14 protein-coding genes are annotated in these 18,672 nt (G+C 38.7%); 9 read left to right on the top strand and 5 right to left on the bottom strand.

Features of this window, described 5'->3' with window-relative positions; translation table 11 throughout:
- The first annotated feature begins 75 nt into the window (after positions 1 to 75).
- Together GN157_RS15855 and GN157_RS15850 are read left to right on the top strand one after the other, a co-directional pair.
- Positions 76 to 2,238: a TonB-dependent receptor plug domain-containing protein gene (locus GN157_RS15855; RefSeq protein ID WP_157484475.1), complete on the top strand. Its 2,163-nt coding sequence runs from the start codon at positions 76 to 78 to the stop codon at positions 2,236 to 2,238.
- A 20-nt stretch (positions 2,239 to 2,258) separates the two neighbouring features.
- Positions 2,259 to 3,326 (top strand): HmuY family protein, encoded by a 1,068-nt coding sequence (locus tag GN157_RS15850; protein ID WP_157484474.1) that lies wholly within the window; start codon positions 2,259 to 2,261, stop codon positions 3,324 to 3,326.
- Positions 3,327 to 3,512: 186 nt separating this feature from the next.
- Here the strand turns inward: GN157_RS15850 and GN157_RS15845 are convergent, their stop codons facing one another.
- Genes GN157_RS15845 through GN157_RS15830 form a run of 4 tightly spaced genes read right to left on the bottom strand, consistent with a single transcriptional unit; the run spans position 3,513 to position 7,260 of the window.
- A complete protein-coding gene (locus tag GN157_RS15845) occupies positions 3,513 to 4,550 on the bottom strand; it encodes a hemin-degrading factor (RefSeq protein ID WP_157484473.1) in 1,038 nt (345 codons plus the stop codon).
- 17 nt (positions 4,551 to 4,567) lie between these two features.
- Positions 4,568 to 5,344 (bottom strand): heme ABC transporter ATP-binding protein, encoded by a 777-nt coding sequence (locus tag GN157_RS15840; protein ID WP_157484472.1) that lies wholly within the window; start codon positions 5,342 to 5,344, stop codon positions 4,568 to 4,570.
- Position 5,345: 1 nt separating this feature from the next.
- Positions 5,346 to 6,380: a FecCD family ABC transporter permease gene (locus GN157_RS15835; protein ID WP_157484471.1), complete on the bottom strand. Its 1,035-nt coding sequence runs from the start codon at positions 6,378 to 6,380 to the stop codon at positions 5,346 to 5,348.
- Positions 6,370 to 7,260, bottom strand: coding sequence for a heme/hemin ABC transporter substrate-binding protein (locus GN157_RS15830; protein ID WP_157484470.1), 891 nt, complete (start codon positions 7,258 to 7,260; stop codon positions 6,370 to 6,372). The genes GN157_RS15835 and GN157_RS15830 overlap by 11 nt, the downstream gene beginning before the upstream one ends.
- Positions 7,261 to 7,515: 255 nt before the next feature.
- Between GN157_RS15830 and GN157_RS15825 the strand changes: the two genes are divergently transcribed.
- From GN157_RS15825 to GN157_RS15800, 6 genes are all read left to right on the top strand, one after another.
- Positions 7,516 to 8,730, top strand: coding sequence for an aminotransferase class V-fold PLP-dependent enzyme (locus GN157_RS15825; protein WP_157484469.1), 1,215 nt, complete (start codon positions 7,516 to 7,518; stop codon positions 8,728 to 8,730).
- Positions 8,731 to 8,767: 37 nt separating this feature from the next.
- Positions 8,768 to 9,205: a hypothetical protein gene (locus GN157_RS15820; protein ID WP_157484468.1), complete on the top strand. Its 438-nt coding sequence runs from the start codon at positions 8,768 to 8,770 to the stop codon at positions 9,203 to 9,205.
- Positions 9,206 to 9,211: 6 nt separating this feature from the next.
- Positions 9,212 to 9,631, top strand: coding sequence for a SufE family protein (locus tag GN157_RS15815; protein WP_157484467.1), 420 nt, complete (start codon positions 9,212 to 9,214; stop codon positions 9,629 to 9,631).
- Positions 9,632 to 9,637: 6 nt separating this feature from the next.
- Positions 9,638 to 9,961: an SUF system Fe-S cluster assembly protein gene (locus GN157_RS15810; RefSeq protein WP_035131788.1), complete on the top strand. Its 324-nt coding sequence runs from the start codon at positions 9,638 to 9,640 to the stop codon at positions 9,959 to 9,961.
- Between the two features lie 130 nt (positions 9,962 to 10,091).
- Positions 10,092 to 10,607, top strand: coding sequence for a DUF2480 family protein (locus tag GN157_RS15805; protein WP_197429478.1), 516 nt, complete (start codon positions 10,092 to 10,094; stop codon positions 10,605 to 10,607).
- A gap of 67 nt (positions 10,608 to 10,674) precedes the next feature.
- Positions 10,675 to 11,559, top strand: coding sequence for a DUF3078 domain-containing protein (locus tag GN157_RS15800; RefSeq protein WP_157484465.1), 885 nt, complete (start codon positions 10,675 to 10,677; stop codon positions 11,557 to 11,559).
- 57 nt (positions 11,560 to 11,616) lie between these two features.
- Here the strand turns inward: GN157_RS15800 and hflX are convergent, their stop codons facing one another.
- Positions 11,617 to 12,849 (bottom strand): GTPase HflX, encoded by a 1,233-nt coding sequence (gene hflX, locus GN157_RS15795; protein WP_157484464.1) that lies wholly within the window; start codon positions 12,847 to 12,849, stop codon positions 11,617 to 11,619.
- Between the two features lie 163 nt (positions 12,850 to 13,012).
- Here hflX and GN157_RS15790 point away from each other — a divergent pair.
- Positions 13,013 to 18,672: fibronectin type III domain-containing protein (locus GN157_RS15790; RefSeq protein ID WP_157484463.1), on the top strand; the 5,660-nt coding region annotated here is incomplete at its 3' end.

Genomic DNA, 18,672 nt, shown 5'->3' with positions numbered 1-18,672 from the left:
AATAAAAATAATTTGGATATGTGATAGCGCCTGAGTAGATTTGCAATTTAGAATTAATCTAATTTAAGTTTAATAATGCAGCGCATTACAAAATTATTTACACCAATAGCTTTTTCGTTAAGCATAAGTCTATTTGCTCAAGAGCACGTAATTGATTCTACAAAGAATACAAAGCTCGATGAAGTTATTGTAACAGGCCAAATTGAACCTCAATCCATAAAAAAATCAGTATTTAATGTCAGGGTTATCTCTAAAGAGGATATACAAAGACAGGCAGCTAATAACCTTGGCGATGTTTTAAACCAGTATCTCAATATTGTGGTAAGACCTAACAGTAGTGATGGGAGATCTTCTGTTAGTATGTTTGGGCTTGACGGTCAGTATTTCAAAATATTAGTAGACAATGTACCTATGGTTAGTGATACAGGGCTGGGTAACAATGTAGATCTTACCCAAATTAACCTTGACGATGTGGAGCAGCTTGAAATAATTGAAGGTTCAATGGGGGTTACCCATGGTGCTAATGCAGTTAGTGGAGTGATTAATATAATCACAAAAAAATCTACCAAAAACAAATGGGATATCACCGCAACGGTGCAGGAAGAGACCATAGGCAATGAATATGAGCCTTTAGGTAAAGAAGGAAGACATATACAGGCTTTACGTGCAGCACATGAGATTAATGATAACTGGTTTTTTTCTATAGGAGCTAACAGAAACGATTTTCAGGGTTTTAAAGATAACAGGGGAGGAAAGGACTTTACTGAAAACACGAGTGATATTGAATATCAGAGGGGCTATAGCTGGCTTCCTAAGGAACAGTTTTTTACCAATGCCCTTATTCGTTATCAAAAAAACGGCATGCGTTTGTTTTACAGGTTTGAATACCTAAATGAGGATATTGATTATTATAATCCCATTGTGTCAAATGAGTTTTCAGAACAAGCAAATAGTGTGATGAGAATAAGTACAGACAGGAGATATTATACAGATAAGTTTTATCATCATTTAAACGGCGTAGGAAAGCTTTTCTCCACTTTAGACTATAATGTATCATTGTCATACCAAACGCAGCAGAGAGAGCTCGAACAGTTTAAATATTACATACAAACGGGAGAGGAAGCAAACAACGAAACAAAACCATATCAGGAAACCGATGTAATATATTCTACCGGTACGCTGTCAAACTTCTTTAAAGAGAAAAAGTTTGACCTACAGTTTGGGTATGAGTTTGTAAATACAAACGGTTACAGCTCTTCGGTTACAGGTTTGTTTAATCCTACAGAAAATTCACAGAATACAGACAGAAGGCTTGAAAACTATGATTTTTTTGGTGTAGCAGAGATTAGTCTGTCAGACAGGTTCTCAATCAGGCCGGGCTACCGTTACTCTTTCCAGTCAAAGTTTGATGACCAATGGGCAGGCTCATTTGGTATGAGGTATCTGTTTAATCATAATATTGAGGCAAGGGCATCATACGGAAGGTCATACAGAACTCCTAATTACGACGAACTGTACACTTATTTTGTAGATGCAAACCATAATGTACAGGGTAACGAGCAACTTATACCTGAAACAAGTAACTCGGCTGAAGCCAGCATTAAAAAAATGAGTTTTTTCGACTCAGGGCTTAAACTGTCAAACAATATCAATTTTGCCTATATGGCGGTTAATGACAGGATAGAACTGGCAGTGGTACAAACAACACCTATGTTAGAGTCAAAATACATTAACATAAGTAAGTATCAAATGTGGAATGTATCTACCGGTCATCAGGTAGGATATAAAAATTTATCGGCAAAAGTAGGATTTACCATTGCAGGAATATCAAGAAAAATAGACAACGGATTAGCTGTTTCAGATGATAAATTCTTAACCAATTACCAGTTTAACGCTAATCTGGCCTATACTGTTCCAAAATGGAAAACAACATTCTCTGCTTTCTATAAACTTAACGGAAAACAACAACAGTATATAGAAAGTACAGATGCTTCAAGTGGTGATGTTATTTATGTTTTACAGGAACTTGAAAGTTTTGGATTACTGGATGCATCTGTAAAGAAAACCTTTTTTGATAAGGCATTTGATGTAACATTAGGCGCCAGAAATTTACTCAATATTGTAAATGTGCGTTCAAACATAGGCGCTTCAGATGCCCATACTACAGGATCAACCAATAACCTTTTAGGTTATGGAAGATCCTTTTTCCTAAAGCTAACTTATAATATTAATCTATAATTATTTATACAATCATACATATGAAAAAGTTATTTCTCTTTCCGGTTGTAGCTCTGTTTTTAGCGAGCTGTAGCAGCGACGATAACAATAATGATCCGGTAATAACCGATCCGGTAAATAATGAACTTATAACATTTGGGGGTGAAACTAATCCGCTTGAAGTAGGAGGGGCTACAGAGCCTAATCAGGTATATGTTGACCTTAGCGGTACTAGTGCTTCACCTGTTATAAGAGATAGCTGGGACTTAGGTTTTTATTCTGGTAGCGAGTTCAGGATAATTATTAATGGTGCAGTACGAATGGCTGCCAAACAACTTGAGACAACTGATATTACCGAAACAGTTGAAGAAGATATTAGTGTAGCTGTAGGTACTTTTGACTCTGCTAACATGGCTTATGTTGATAACCCCCAGGGGGAGACTTTTGGTACTGCTTTTGGAGAACTTGCAACCAGCGAGGCAGAAGCTAAAGTGTTTTTAGTAAACCGAGGAAGTGAAGTACCAACTACAGAACCTGCTGCCGGTTCTTCAAATGTTGCAGGAGACCCAAGAGGATGGAAAAAAGTTAAGATTTGGGTTGATGGATCTGATTATAAAATACAATTTGCCGATTTAGCTTCAGTAGATTTTGAAGAAGTAACTATAAGCAAAAATTCACAGTATAATCATGTTTATTTTAACTTAGGAAACGGAGAAGTTGTTCAGGTTCAACCGCAAAAGGACAGTTGGGATATGAATTTCACTACGTTTACAAACGAAGTATTTCAGGGAGATATTTCTTCAGGAGCCTATTTCTACTCTGATTTTATAGTTATTAATACGCTTGCAGGTGTTACGGCTTATAAAGTTGAAGGAGGACAGGATACTTTTGACGCCTTTACAGCTCTTGATGTTGTACCTTCAGAATTTAGCGATGATCAAAGGGCTATAGGTTCCGAATGGAGAAATGTAACACCTGTACAGCTTTATGATGATGTTTTCTTTGTACTTAAAGACAGTGAAGGAAACTTATTTAAAATTAAATTTATTTCAATGCTTGATACAGAAGGTCACAGAGGGTTTCCTTTGTTTCAATACCAGCTTCTGTAAGCAATTACAATAGGATCATTTTAATATTCATAGCTAAAAAAAGCAGTAGTTAAGTTAGTTTTTGTTTTTACTGCATCCCGACCGGATTTCATAGTTACCGGTCGGGATTTTTTCTGTTTATAAGGTAAATATTGGCCAATAAAAAACCCCGCATAAGCGGGGTTCACAATTTAAAGATAACACGAATTATAACGAAGCGACAAGTTCTCGCCACTCTTCAAGTTCAGGTATGCCCGGTTTTCTTTTTCCAAAAAACTGAACGATAATTTCTCCCAGTTCGTTGTATACCTCAATGGCAGTTACCATACCGTCTTCGGTTGGTTTTCTAACAATCCAGGTTTGGGCAATTTTATCCATATCAAGGTGTAGGTTAAAATCAGGATCCATTACATTAAACCAGTTGTTGTGCCACATGGTTTTTCTTACCAGTCCGGTATGTATCTGGATATTCCCTCTGTTACCTACAAAGCACATAATAGGGGTTTTTGTTTCTGCAGCACCTTCCAGCATTTTTACCACAGCTTCTTTTTCAATCTTCTTAGCAAAGTTCTCATTTGGAGCTAAACGCAATGCCTGCGTTCTGGTAACGACAAACTTTTTAAGCATACCAAAGAACGCGTGGGTGTCTTTTAGGTTCTCCCAAGCTTCCTGAAAGCCTTTTACGTCTATTTCAGTATCCGGTTTCTCGTCAATGTTTAATGCAACCGCTACTGTAGGCTCTTCTGTACCTTGGTTGTCTGATGTGTATTTTGTAACGAGTTCATCAAAAGCGGCTTCGTTGCTGTCTTTAGTCAGGTATATTTTATGGATAGCTAAACCGTCTTTACCAAAAAACTGCAGACTTTTACGATCTCCGTGCTCTGATTTTTCGCTTACGGCAAAAGCCTTGTCCCAATGAGCAAGGAAAATACGTAAATCGATATCCTCACCAACAAAAAGACCTGCAAACGGGCTACTGAAATCTGGGTTAAGGTAAACACCTTTTCTTTCGTGTACACACTCGTCATTGCGGGTTAGTGCCATTACTTTACCAAGCTTTTCAATTTCTGTAAGTATAGCAGCAAATTCAGGCTTAAGTCGGGTTACCGTTTCTCCGGTTTGTGTAGCTAAAAGCTCAGCTTCGCTTACACCAAGTTTTTCGGCAGCATTACGTATTCTCAAATGTGGGTTTTCGGCCTTAAGGGCATCCCACTGCGATTTAAGGTTATTGGTTATAGTATCCATAATTCGGGTATTTATTATTATGTTCCAAAAATTATTAACGGGTTATTATTAACAGGATTAGGGCAAACCGTACAGGGAAAATTATACACTTTGCTTATTATCTCGGGTGTAAACACTTTCTCCGGTGTGTTGTGTGCCACTACCTGTCCTTTTTTCAAAAGCATTATCCTGTCGGCAAACTGAGCGGCAAGATTAAGGTCGTGCAATACCATTACTGCGGTATTGCCCTTTTTAGTAAAGTTTTTAATGGTGTGCAGTATCCTATGCTGGTGCAGTACATCAAGGTTATTAAGTGGCTCGTCTAAAAAAACTAGCTTATTCAACACCTCGTTGTCAAGTTGGGTAAGTACACGTGCCAGATGTACACGCTGTTTTTCTCCGCCCGAAAGCGAATTGTAATCACGACTTTCCAAATGTGCCACATCGGTCTCTTCCATGGCTTTGATTGCCGCCTCATGGTCTTTTTGATTTGGGTTGGCGTTAAAATAAGGATAACGCCCCATCATCACAACATCTTTGCACGCCAGCGGAATGTCATGACTGTTGTTTTGTGAAAACTTAGCTTTGTTATGTGCCAGTTCCATTTGTTCCCATTCTTCAAAAGTTCTTTTTTTAAAGAAAATTGGTTCTCCGTTCTTTCCTGTTTCGTTTGCTAATAAACTTAGCAAGGTCGATTTTCCGGCACCGTTAGGCCCTACTATTACTAAGAGTTCACCATAGTTAACCGATATATCTATGTTGTGCAGTATAGCATGCTTTTTATGCGAATAGGATATTTTGTAGGCTTCCAGCATATTACATTGATTTTCGGTTTCTTATTAGTATTACTATAAAAATAGGGGCACCCATAAAGGCAGTAAGTATACCTATAGGCACTTCTGAAGGCTGTGCTATGGTTCGGCTGATGGTATCTGCCGTAAGGAGGAGTATTCCGCCCATCACGGCAGACAGGGGCAATATTACATTATAGTTGGATTTAAACAGTAGTCTTAAAATATAAGGAACTATAAGGCCTACAAAGCCTATGGTTCCGGCAAAGGCTACAGAGGTACCTACCATCAGCGCTGTTAACAACACTATTTGCTTTTTTATTTTCTCTACCGGAATTCCCAAATGCTGTGCATCACGTTCGCCAAGCATCATGGCATTAAGCGCTTTCCCTTTATTGATAAGGAAAACATAGGAAACCAGTACGATTACGGCTAAAATGAGGTTTTTGGTCCAGGTTGCTCCTGCAAGGCTCCCCAGATTCCAAAAGGTAAGATCCCTTAGCTGCTCTTCTTTTGAGATGTAGATAAGGAAACCGGTTATGGCAAACCCAAGTGCAGTAAATGCCACTCCGCAAAGCAGCATAACAACCACGTTAGTCTTACCGTTTGATGTAGAAATACGGTATACCAATATCATGGTTAGCAGTGCGCCGATAAAGGCCATTATGCTAAGCAGTGAGAAATGGAAAACTTCGGGGATATATTGTTTAAATGAACTTCCTAATACTATGGTAAGTGCAGCAAATAAAGATGCACCCGATGTTATCCCGATAAGATCGGGTGTGGCAAGAGGGTTTTTAAACATACCCTGTAAGCAGGTGCCCGATACTGCTAAAGCACTGCCTATAAGCACTGCCATGGTAATGCGTGGCAAACGAAGGTTTAAAAGTACAAAGCGGTCGCTTTGTGATATTGAACTGTCTCCCGACAGTATGCCCGAAAATAACTCTGCCACCGAGTGTTTTTCAAAGGCATATACTCCCATATAAAGGGAAACTACTGCCAGTGTAACCAGCAGTAGTATTCCGGAGGTAATATATAACGAGAGCTTATTTTGCATTTTCGGCCAGCTGACTGTTTAATTGTACTGCTGCTTCTCCAAGACGTGGTCCGAAACCACTTAAAAGAGCACCGTCCATTATGATTATCTTTTTGTTTTTACCGGCATTGGTTTTGTCTACACCCGGTATTTTAAATACACCCTGTGGACCACCAAGGCTACCAACGCCTGAATCAAACATTAATATAACATCCGGATTCCCTTGTAAAAGGGCTTCAGGAGTTAGGGGTTTGTACTCTTCAAATCCGGTAACGGCATTAGCAGCACCTGCAAGTGTAATTACTTTATCTACAGGAGTATTAGTTCCGCTTACCATTAACATGTTGGCACCACGGGCATAAATGAATAATACTTTTGGCTTGTTTTCTAAATGCTGTACTTTGGCAAGATCTGTATCTATTTTATCCTGCAGGGATTTATAGTTATCGTTGTGAAGTGTGTTTGCCACTTCTTCAATTAGTTTCTTAGTTCCTTCCGGGCTTATTTCCTGAGTATAAATTTGTGTTTCTATACCGGCAGCTTTTAGTTTTTCTGCCAGTTCAGGGCTAATGTCTGTACTAGTTCCCAGTATCAGGGTAGGTTGCAGTTCCATTATGGTTTCTACCGAAAGGCTTCTAACATGTCCTAAATCCTTAGCAGTAGTTTTAACCGACTCCGGGTAGGCACTGGTAACATCTACACCAACCAGTTCACTTTCATGACCCAGGGCAGCTATTATTTCGGTTACGGCTCCGTTTAGCGATACAATACGCTGACCTTCTACAGGAGTTTCAGCTTCCTGTTCTGTTGTCGTTTCTTTGTTATTATTGGTATCTTTTTTACATGAAGTATCTGTAAATAAAGCGATTGTAAGTAAAGTTAGAAGGCTTATTTTTTTCATTTGTATAATGATATTGTTTTTAATGAATCTAAATTAAAGCAAATGTATTATTTTTATTTAGAATGAAAAAAAATAAGAATGTTAAAATAAAATAGCTTCACGGTAAGTTTACGTAAGTCGCAGTTTGATAGCTAAAATCTATTAAGTGATATTTTAAAACTGTGTCATTTATTCTGTTATTACAGAAACAAGACGTAAATTTGTACCCAATTTGTTGTAAAGCCATTAGTTGGCAAAAAATAGAGGAGAAGAAAAATGTTTGATATAAAAGCTGTAAGGGCTGATTTCCCGATACTTAACCAAACCGTAAACGGTAAACCGCTGGTATATTTTGATAATGCCGCAACATCACAAAAACCGCAGGTGGTTATAGATGCAATTTCAAAATACTATGGAGAGATAAACTCCAATATACACAGGGGTGTACATACCCTTAGCCAGTTGGCAACCGATGCCTACGAGATTTCAAGGCAAAAAATCCAAAAACACATTAATGCCAAAAATAGCTACGAAGTGCTGTTTACAGCAGGTACTACACATGGTATTAACCTTGTGGCAAACGGTTTTGCGGCATTTGTAAAGGCTGGCGATGAGGTAATGGTATCGGCAATGGAACACCACAGTAATATAGTGCCGTGGCAAATGCTTTGTGAAAGAGTAGGAGGTAAGCTGGTTGTTATCCCGATGAATGAAAACGGTGAACTTATCATTGAGGAGTTTGAAAAACGCCTTTCAGATAAAACCAAACTGGTTGCCGTTAACCACATTAGTAACTCACTGGGAACCATTAACCCGGTAAAACACATTATTGATAAGGCACATGCTGTAGGCGCAGCGGTACTTATTGACGGAGCTCAGGCGGCACCGCACTTAAAAATTGACGTACAGGAGCTTGATTGTGATTTTTATGCTTTATCAGGTCATAAAGCATGTGGTCCAACAGGTAGCGGTATACTGTATGGTAAAGAAGAATGGCTTAATAAACTGCCTCCTTACCAGGGTGGTGGTGAAATGATAAAAGAGGTAAGCTTTGAAAAAACTACCTATGCCGATTTACCTCATAAATTTGAAGCAGGTACACCAAATATTGAAGGAGGTATTGTACTGGGCACGGCTATAGATTACCTTAACTCAATAGGGCTTGATAACATAGCAGCTTATGAGCATGAACTACTGGTTTATGGTACCGAAAAGCTACTGGAAATTGAAGGTCTTAAAATTATTGGTACGGCTAACGAAAAAACATCGGTAATATCGTTTAATGTGGGTAACATTCACCCATATGATATTGGTGCTATTGTAGATAAAATGGGTATTGCCGTGAGAACCGGTCACCATTGTACACAACCGGTTATGGATTTCTTTAAAATACCGGGAACCGTAAGAGCTTCGTTTGCTTTTTACAATACCAAAGAAGAAATAGATGCTCTTGTTACCGCTGTTAAGAAAGCGCAAACAATGTTGGGTTAAATTTTAAAATACCTACTTTTACCATAAAAAGTATTGTATGAAAAAGTTTGCAGCAATTGTACTATTGGCGCTTTTTGCCGTAGGATGTGCATCGGCACTTAAAAAGGAAAGCGATAAGATTTCGTTTGAGTATGAAGCCATAACCAGGGGCAGTTACAAAAAGGTAATTGTAAAGCAGGATACGGTTATTACTATTAAAGACAGAGATCTGAAGGATGTTGTTACAGCCGGACTTAAAAATGGTGAGTGGAACAGCCTTTTAAAATCGCTTGAGGGTGTAAACCTTGAAGGACTTAACGAAATTAAGGCTCCAAGTGTAAAGCATCAGGTAGATGCAGCACCAATAGCAAACCTAAAAGTAATACGCGGAGATAAAACCTACCAGAGCAAAAGCTTTGACCACGGTAATCCGCCACAGGAAATAAAAGATGTTGTAGATAAAATTATGGCAGCATCTGATTTTAAAAAGAAATAAAACAAAATGGATATCAGAGAGATTCAGGAAGAGATAGTAGACGAATTTTCAATGTTTGATGATTGGGAAGAGCGTTACCAGTATGTAATTGATTTAGGTAACTCACTTCCGCTGATTGATGAGCAATATAAAACCGAAGAGAATATTATTAAAGGATGCCAGAGCAAGGTTTGGCTTCACGGGGAGCAAAAGGACGATAATATTGTTTTTACTGCCGATAGTGATGCCATACTTACTAAAGGTATTATAGCCATACTTATTAGGGTATTCTCTAACCAGAAAGCAGCCGATATACTGGAGGCCGATATGTCTTTTATCGATGAGATAGGACTTAAGGAGCATTTATCGCCTACCAGAGCAAACGGACTGGTTTCTATGATTAAACAGATTAAAATGTATGCCCTGGCATTCCAGGCTAAAAACTAAAATACTATGGAACAGCAAATTGATACTGCACAGCTGGGGGAAGAAATTGTAAAGGTTTTAAAAACTATTTATGACCCTGAAATTCCGGTTGATATTTACGAACTGGGACTGATATATGATGTAATGGTGAATACAGATCATGAGGTAAAAATACTTATGACACTTACATCGCCAAACTGCCCTGTGGCAGAAAGCCTTCCGCAGGAAGTAGAAGAAAAGATTACCAAAATTGAAGGTGTAAAAGCTGCTGAGGTTGAGATTACTTTCGATCCACCCTGGACACGCGACCTTATGAGTGAAGAGGCTAAGCTGGAGCTTGGTATGCTTTAAAAAAGTGCTCACTTATCAGTTGCATTGAGCACAGTTTGTCATTCTGAATGAAGGGAAACGAAATGAAGAATCTCAGGTTGTATTTTGAGATCCTTCCTTCGTCAGGATGACAACCTCTAATGTAAATATAATGGAACAAGAAGAAATAGTAAACAGGGTGGCAAACAGCGCCCTTCAGGTTTTTGACCTGGAAGATTATTACCCGAAAGAAGAACGAATAGCTATAGATATTACCCAGTGGCTTTGGCAGGGACTGGTGCTTAAGGAAAAAGATTTCCGTGAGGCATTAAAAGACCATAACTGGGAACAGTATCAGGATAAGTATGTGGCAATATACTGTAGTGAAGACGCTATTGTGCCCGCATGGGCCTACATGCTTATTACTTCATACTTACAGCCTTTTGCTAAAAGTGTAATGCAGGGAGAACTACATCAGCTTGATGTGAAGATATATAACGACATCCTTAACGGATTGGACTATTCTCCTTATGAAGGGAAACCTGTAATCATTAAGGGGTGCTCGCATAAACCGGTACCCGAAGAAGCCTATATGTTAGCCATGCAAAAACTTATGCCTGTAGCCAAGAGTATTATGTTTGGAGAGGCCTGTTCATCAGTACCTTTATACAAAAAACCTAAGGTTTAACTTTTCATTAACTGTACGGTTTTACTGCTATTTACATATATTTGCGTAAAACCCCAACACAGTTATTATGAAAAAAGTACTATTTGCAGTAGCGTTATTTGGTTTTATAACGGCTAAGGCACAGGATCAAAATGCCGCGGCGGCCGATAACGATACCATTGGCCCATGGACGAAAAAAGGGAACGCATCCTTATTGTTTAACCAGTCAACTTTTGACAACTGGATTGCCGGTGGTGAAAACAACATATCGGGGAGTGTAGGTATAAACTACGATATAAACTACAAAAAAGGCCCGTGGACGTGGGATAATAAGTTTATTGGCGCCTACGGTCTTGTAAGAACTAAAAACAGCTCATTTATCAAAAAAACCGATGATAAGATAGAAATTAATTCGGTACTGGGTAAACAGGCGACCGAAAGATGGTATTATTCTGCCTTTTTAAACTTTAAAACCCAGTTTGCAAAAGGATACAAATACGGGACCGATGAAAATGGTGCAGAGATAAGAGACGAATATACAAACTTTATGTCTCCGGGTTACTTGCTTTTTGGTCCGGGTATGCTGTATAAAAAAGACGATAATTTTAAGATAAACCTGTCTCCGGCTACTTCAAAAATTACTTTTGTAGATAAGAATTTTACGCTGCCCGATGCTGCTTATTTTGGTGTGGACGAGGGTAAGTCAATACGCTACGAACTGGGTTTCAACGCGTCGGCTTACTATAAGGTTGAGGTATGGGAAAACGTATCGTTTGAAAACATACTTAACCTGTATTCCAACTACCTTGAAGATCCTCAAAATGTCGATTTGGACTATCAGCTTAACATAGTAATGAAAATAAACCGTTACTTAACCACTAACCTGTCGTTTCAAACAATTTATGACGATAACGCCTATAGAGGTTTCCAGATACGTCAGGTGTTTGGTGTAGCAGTTAATTACGGATTTTAATTAGCGAAAAACTTAGTATAAAAACAAAAATCCGGCGCTGTAAAGGCCGGATTTTCTTTATTCTTTTTCCTCAGAATGATTTTCCTTATAATCAGGATAAAGGAAATTGTTATAAGGAAAACGTGTTATGTGTATTTCTCTAACAGCTTCATAGACTTTTTCCCTAAATTCTTCGAAATTTTCTTTGTTAGTTGCCGAGATGAAAAGTGCATTTTTCTCTCCCACATTGCTCATCCAGGTAGCTTTCCACTCTTCAAGGCTATAGTGCTTAGATGTCCTTTCTGTCATCAAATCATCTTCATCAATAACAATCGGCTTGTAAGCATCAATTTTATTGAAAACCATTATAGTAGGCTTGTCAATGCTGTCAATGTCCTGTAAGATTTGGTTAACCGATGCGATGTGATCTTCAAAGTCAGGATGCGAAATATCTACAACATGTAAAAGCAGGTCGGCTTCACGAACTTCGTCCAGCGTACTTTTAAACGATTCTACCAGTTGTGTAGGCAGTTTTCTGATAAAACCAACAGTGTCTGACAAAAGGAACGGAAGGTTTTTAATAACAACCTTTCTTACTGTAGTATCCAGTGTGGCAAACAGTTTGTTCTCTACAAACACCTCACTTTTACTTATGGTATTCATAAGGGTAGATTTACCTACGTTGGTATATCCTACAAGAGCAACTCTAACTAAAGCTCCGCGATTGCTTCGCTGTACAGACATTTGTTTGTCAATGGTTTTGATCTTGTCTTTTAAGAGGGCAATTCTGTCCCTAACAATACGACGGTCGGTCTCAATTTCCGTTTCACCGGGACCACGCATACCAATACCACCCCTTTGTCTTTCAAGGTGGGTCCACATTCCCGACAGTCTTGGTAACAGGTATTGACACTGTGCTAACTCTACCTGTGTACGGGCATAAGATGTTTGTGCTCTTTGGGCAAAAATATCGAGTATAAGATTGGTTCTGTCAAGCACCTTACATTCGCCAAAAATCTTTGTTATATTTTTTTGTTGAGCAGGTGATAATTCATCATCAAAAATTACAGTCGAAATATCATTTTCTTTAATGAAATGATGAATTTCATCCATTTTTCCGGTACCCAAAAAGGTTTTAGGGTTAGGTTTCTCCATTTTTTGGGAAAAACGCTTTATCACCTCACCACCGGCTGTAAATGTTAAAAATTCTAACTCATCAAGGTACTCAGATAGCTTTTCTTCGGTCTGATTTTGTGTTATAATTCCAACAATTACAGTTTTTTCAAACTTAATTTCTTCTTTCTCCAGCATAAATGTTATTTAAAGAGTGCAAAAATACAAAATATATGAAAGTTGATTTTGTAAAAAAATCGAGGATAATTTAATGAAAACGTTAAATGAAAACAAAAAGTTACTAAAATGTTATATTTTTTTAATTTTGATTTCTTAATTCTACCAAAACTAACATAATTCTATGAGAAAATTTACTTTCATGATTTTCATGTCATTATTTTCTATTGCCAGTTTTGGACAGTTGGCAATGGAAGGTTTTGAGACATGGCCCCCAACAGATTGGGGAATTTATGACAATGGTGTAGGTACTGGTACGACTACCACTTGGGTACAAAGCCCATTAGGAAGTCCTATTCAGCCCCCTTATGAAGGCAGTTATGCTGCTTACTGTTCGTCACAAAGTGTGCCTTCGGGTACTCCGGAAGACTGGTTGGTTACACCACAGTTTACTGTACCGGCTAACCCTCAGTTGCGTTTTTATAACATGACTATACAGCCAGGAGGGCAGCAAACGGTTCTAAAAGTGATGATTTCCACTTCATCAGATCCGTCATCTTTGGCAGATTATACTTTGCTTGAAGATTGGAATGATGAGGAAATTGATGCTAGTGATTACCAACTTACAACGGTTAACTTGCCTGCAAATGTTGTAGGGCAGGATGTTTATCTTGCTTTTGTAAGATCTGGAGGAAACAGCGGTGGAGGTGACCACTGGCTGGTAGACAACGTAAGTGTTGTACAACAATGTTTGAGTCCAACTAACCTAACATTTACTAACCCAGGGTTAGATAGTGTAGAGATTAACTGGGATGCTAATGGTGCTACAGCTTGGGAAATAGAGATAGTTCCTATTGATGAAGCGCCTACAGGTGTTGGTGTACCATATGCAGGTACATTGCCATATCAGGCAACAGGGCTTGAATCAAGTACTGTTTATAAAGCCTATGTACGTTCGGTTTGTGATTCTGATGGAAACGTTAGTGACTGGACAAATCCGCTTAACTTTAGTACAGTAGCGCTTGGTGCAACATGTGCAGCGCCTATAGAGATTACTTCTTTACCATACTCTACTACAGATAATACAGCAGGATATGGAGATGACTACAGTGGTTCTCCGGGAGCTTCAGGCTGTGGAACAACTAGTGATTACCTTAATGGTGACGATGTTGTTTATGCATATACAGCACCAACAGATGGTGTAATTAGTATTGATGCTACTAACTTAGGAAACTTTGCAGGAGCTTTTGTTTATGAAAGCTGTGATGATATAGGTGTTAACTGTATTGCCGGGGGAACCGGTAACGGTACGAACCCTATTTCTATGCCAATAATAAATGTTACAGCGGGTACTACATACTATGTTGTAATATCTACATATGCTGCACCACAATCAACACCATATACTTTAACAGTACAGGTTGTTAACTGTGCACCGCCTACAAACTTAACGGCAACAAATATTGATGACGCATCGGCAGATCTTTCATGGGATGCAAATGCTGCCACATCATGGGAAGTGGTAATTCAGGACAATGGCGCGGGTATCCCTACAGGTGCCGGTACTACAGTAACTACAAATCCTAACTTTGATGCTACTGCAAAAACAGATGGTACTCCGTTTGCTCCTTCAACTAACTATGAATACTATGTAAGAGCAGACTGTAACGACGGTACTTTTAGTGCCTGGGCAGGACCTTTTGCTTTTACAACTACACAAATACCGGGGAACCTGGATTATAGTGATGATTTTGAAACAGTAACAGGCTGGACATTAAGTAATGGTACTTCTGTAAATAAATGGATTATAGGTAACGCTGTAAATAACGGCGGTACTCAGTCGCTTTACATCACTAATGATAATGGTGTTTCTAATGCCTATACAAACTCAACTACTACTGTAGTTCACGCTTTTAGAGATATTCAAATGCCTGCAACTATAGACGCATTAACATTATCTTTTGACTGGAGAGCAGATGGTGAAAGTACTTATGATTATTTAAGAGTATGGTTAGTACCTGCTACATTTAACCCTACCCCGGGAACATTAATTAATAATAATAACGGTGTACAAATAGGGGGTAACCATAATCAGAATACTACCTTTACTACCGAAGAGTATTATGTTAATGTTTCTGCTTATGCAGGTCAGGTAATGAGACTTGTTTTTGAGTGGAGAAATGATTTTAGTGGCGGTACAAATCCACCGGCTGCTGTAGATAACGTTAGCCTTGAGTTTGTTGATTGTCCAATTCCAACTAACTTAACTGCTGGTAGTGAAACTTTAAACGGTGCTACTTTCGACTGGGATTCACCTACATCGGTAACACCTACGTTTGACTACTATATAAGTGAAGATAATACAGCTCCGGATGATACTACAACACCTACAGGTAACGTATCTGCCGAAGATGTAACATTAAACAATTTAAATCCGTCTACAATGTACCACTTCTGGGTAAGAAGTAACTGTGGTAGCGGAAGCACAAGTTTATGGGTTGGTCCTGTAACAATTAACACGTTACAAATTCCGGCTCAGCTTGATTTTAGCGAAGACTTTGAAGGAACAATTAACTGGACATTAAATAACGGTACTCAAACTAACCAATGGATAGTAGGTACTGCTACAAGTAATGGTTCGGGTAGTTCTCTTTATATAACTAATGATGGCGGTGTAACTAACTCTTACACAAATAATTCAGAATCTGTAGTTCATGCATATAGGGATATTGAAATTCCTGCAGGCGCAGAAGAATTATATCTTACTTTTGACTGGAAAGCACAAGGAGAAAGTATTTATGATTATTTAAGAGTATGGATTGTTCCGGTTACTTTTAGTCCGGTAACTGGTACTCAGATTAACGGTGGTAATGGCGACCAGATAGGCGGCAATTATAATCAGAATACTTCATGGACGTCTGAAGGCGTTGTTGTACCTGCTACAGATTATGAAGGGACAACTATTCGACTGGTGTTTGAATGGAGAAACGATGGTAGTGCAGGTACAAACCCTCCTGCTGCCGTTGATAATGTTAATTTATCACTTATTACATGTCCGGCTCCGGATAACGTAACTGCGGACAACTTAACGCAAACTACGGCAGATATTGCATGGGAAGCACCTGAAACAGCTCCTTCTTCATACGATTATTATGTAAGTACTTCAGGGGCTACTCCTGATGGTGATACTACTCCTACAGGAAACGTTACGGATACAAATGCGACAGCTACAGACTTAACTCCGGGCGCAACACATTATGTATGGGTAAGAAGTAATTGTGGTACAGATGACTATAGCTTCTGGGTAGGGCCGGCAGTATTTATTTTGCCTCAGGTTCCTGCGCAAATGGACTTTGAAGACGATTTTGAAACTGAAGTTTCAGAGTGGTCTTTAAGCAATCTTGGACAGCCTAATGTTTGGGTTGTGGGTACAGCTGTAAGCAACAGCCCTGATACATCACTGTATATTACAAACGATGGTGGTATAACTAATGCTTATACTGCCAGCCAAGGTTCTACAGTACATGCCTTTAGAGATATTGAGGTTCCTGCAACTATAGCAGATGTTCAACTTTCATTTGACTGGAAATCAGCAGGAGATACTTCTGAAAATGATTATTTCAGGGTATGGTTAGTACCGGTAACTTTTATTCCAACTCCGGGTACTCAAATAACTAATGCAGATGGTCAGCAATTAGGAGATGAATATAGTCAGAATCCTGAATGGACAACAGAAACACAAATCTTTAATGCTTCTGCTTATGCCGGGCAAACGGTTAGATTAGTGTTTGAATGGAGAAATAATACGTTTACTGAAGTACAGCCACCGGCAGCTATTGATAATGTAATGTTTAAAGTTGTAACCTGCCCTCAGCCAACAGATTTATTAGCTGAAGCAGTACAGGGAGCTTCTTATATCAACCTTTCATGGACTCCAACAGGTTCTGAAACACAATGGGAAGTTGTAGTTCAGACTGCTGGAACAGGTAACCCTGGTGATGAGCCTACAACATCTGTAATAGTTACTGATGATCCTTCATACATAGCTAATGATATACAATCAGGTGAATATTATGAATTCTATGTTAGAGCTATTTGTGATGAAAACAGTTCAAGCATATGGTCAGGTCCGCAATTGTTCTCAATATTCAATCCGCCTGGATGTGCTAATGTTGAGGTATTTGATCCGGAACTTGAAGTTATATTGCCAGGAAGTGAATTTATAGTTTGTTCAGATGAAGATAACTGTGTGCCTTTAAGTGCTAATTACTTACTTACAGGTGGAACAACTTCTTATGAAATAGAATCTATTGAATATGCTCCACCATTCCCATTCACCGGAGGTACTCCGGTATCGGTTGGTACAGATGACGTTTGGTCTCCGGTGGTAGAGCTTCCTTTTGAATTCTGTTTCTTTGGAGACATATATTCTGAAGTAATTGTTGGATCTAACGGTGTTGTTTCTTTTGATACATCTGATGCAGAAGGTTATTGTCCTTATTCGTTTAGCCAAACAATTCCAAATGCCGGATTCCCTATCCTTAATGCTATTTATGGTGTGTATCAGGATATCGATCCTAACCAGGATAATGATGTAGCTAACCCGGATATTAACTATCAGGTACTGGGTACTTATCCTTGTCGTGCACTTGTAGTTAACTTCTCTGAGGTAGCTCAGTTTAGTAGTGCATGTAACGACGATCCAAACATTGGTGCACAAACAACACAAATTGTACTTTACGAAATCTCTAACGTAATTGAGGTTTATGTTGGTAACAGAGTACCATGTACATCATGGCAAAATGGTGTTGGTGTACTTGGACTTCAAAATGCAGACGGTACTGAGGCTTATGTTCCTACAGACAGAAATACAGGAGCTTGGACTGCTACAGAAGAAGCTTGGAGATTTACTCCTAACGGTGATACAAATGTTGTATTTGAATGGTTACAAGACGGGGTTTCTTTTAGTGATGAAAAAGATATTACTGTTTGTGTTACAGATCCTACAACACTTACAGCACGTGCTACTTATACAAACTGTAATGGTGAACTTATCGTTAAAGAAAGTGATGTTACTCTTCGTTTAGGTGAAGAAGTTACTTTTGGGGAGCTATCTGATGTTGGTATTTGTGTAGAAGAGGGAACAGTTGCTGTAAACCTTAATGATGCAATTGCTGATTTTGTTGCTGATTTAAGTAATCCTGATAACTTTACTATAACATTCTATGCCACTGAAGAGGCAGCTCTTGCAGGTGGAGATGATAATCTTGATGTTGAGTTTGAGGCAACCGGAAACGAAACAATTTATGTAAGAGTTCAGGAAAACGGAAGTGAGTGTTTACATATTGGATCGTTTGATATTATGATTTCTAATAACGCTCCAGAATTCACTTTAGAAGGAGAAATTGATGTTTGTGAAAATGAAACGTCTACTCTAACAGTACAGCCAATTAACTTTGATATTGCAGACGCTACTTTTACCTGGACATTAGACGGTGCTGATTTACCGGATACAGGTGCAAGTATCAATACTACACAGTCAGGTGTTTATGAGGTTAGTGTTATGGTTGAGTGTGAAACTACCGAGGCTGTAACTGTTACTATACACCCTGTACCTGTTGCTGATGTAATGGAAGATGTTACAGAGTGTGATTCTTTTGTACTTCCGGCATTAAGTGAAAACAATAACTATTACACAGGTCCTGAAGGTACAGGCGATGTACTTGCTGTTGGAAGTGAAATAGCTGAAAGTCAAACTGTTTATATTTTTGCTCAAACACCTAATACTGATTGTACAGATGAGACAAGCTTTGAAGTTAGTATTGTTCCAACACCTATTATTAG

The sequence above is a fragment of the Flavobacterium rakeshii genome (genome assembly GCF_009741375.1).
In the GTDB taxonomy this organism is placed as follows: Bacteria; Bacteroidota; Bacteroidia; order Flavobacteriales; family Flavobacteriaceae; genus Flavobacterium; species Flavobacterium rakeshii.
The sequence above is the reverse complement of the archived record's forward strand: the minus strand, read 5'-3'. Positions and strand labels throughout refer to the sequence as shown.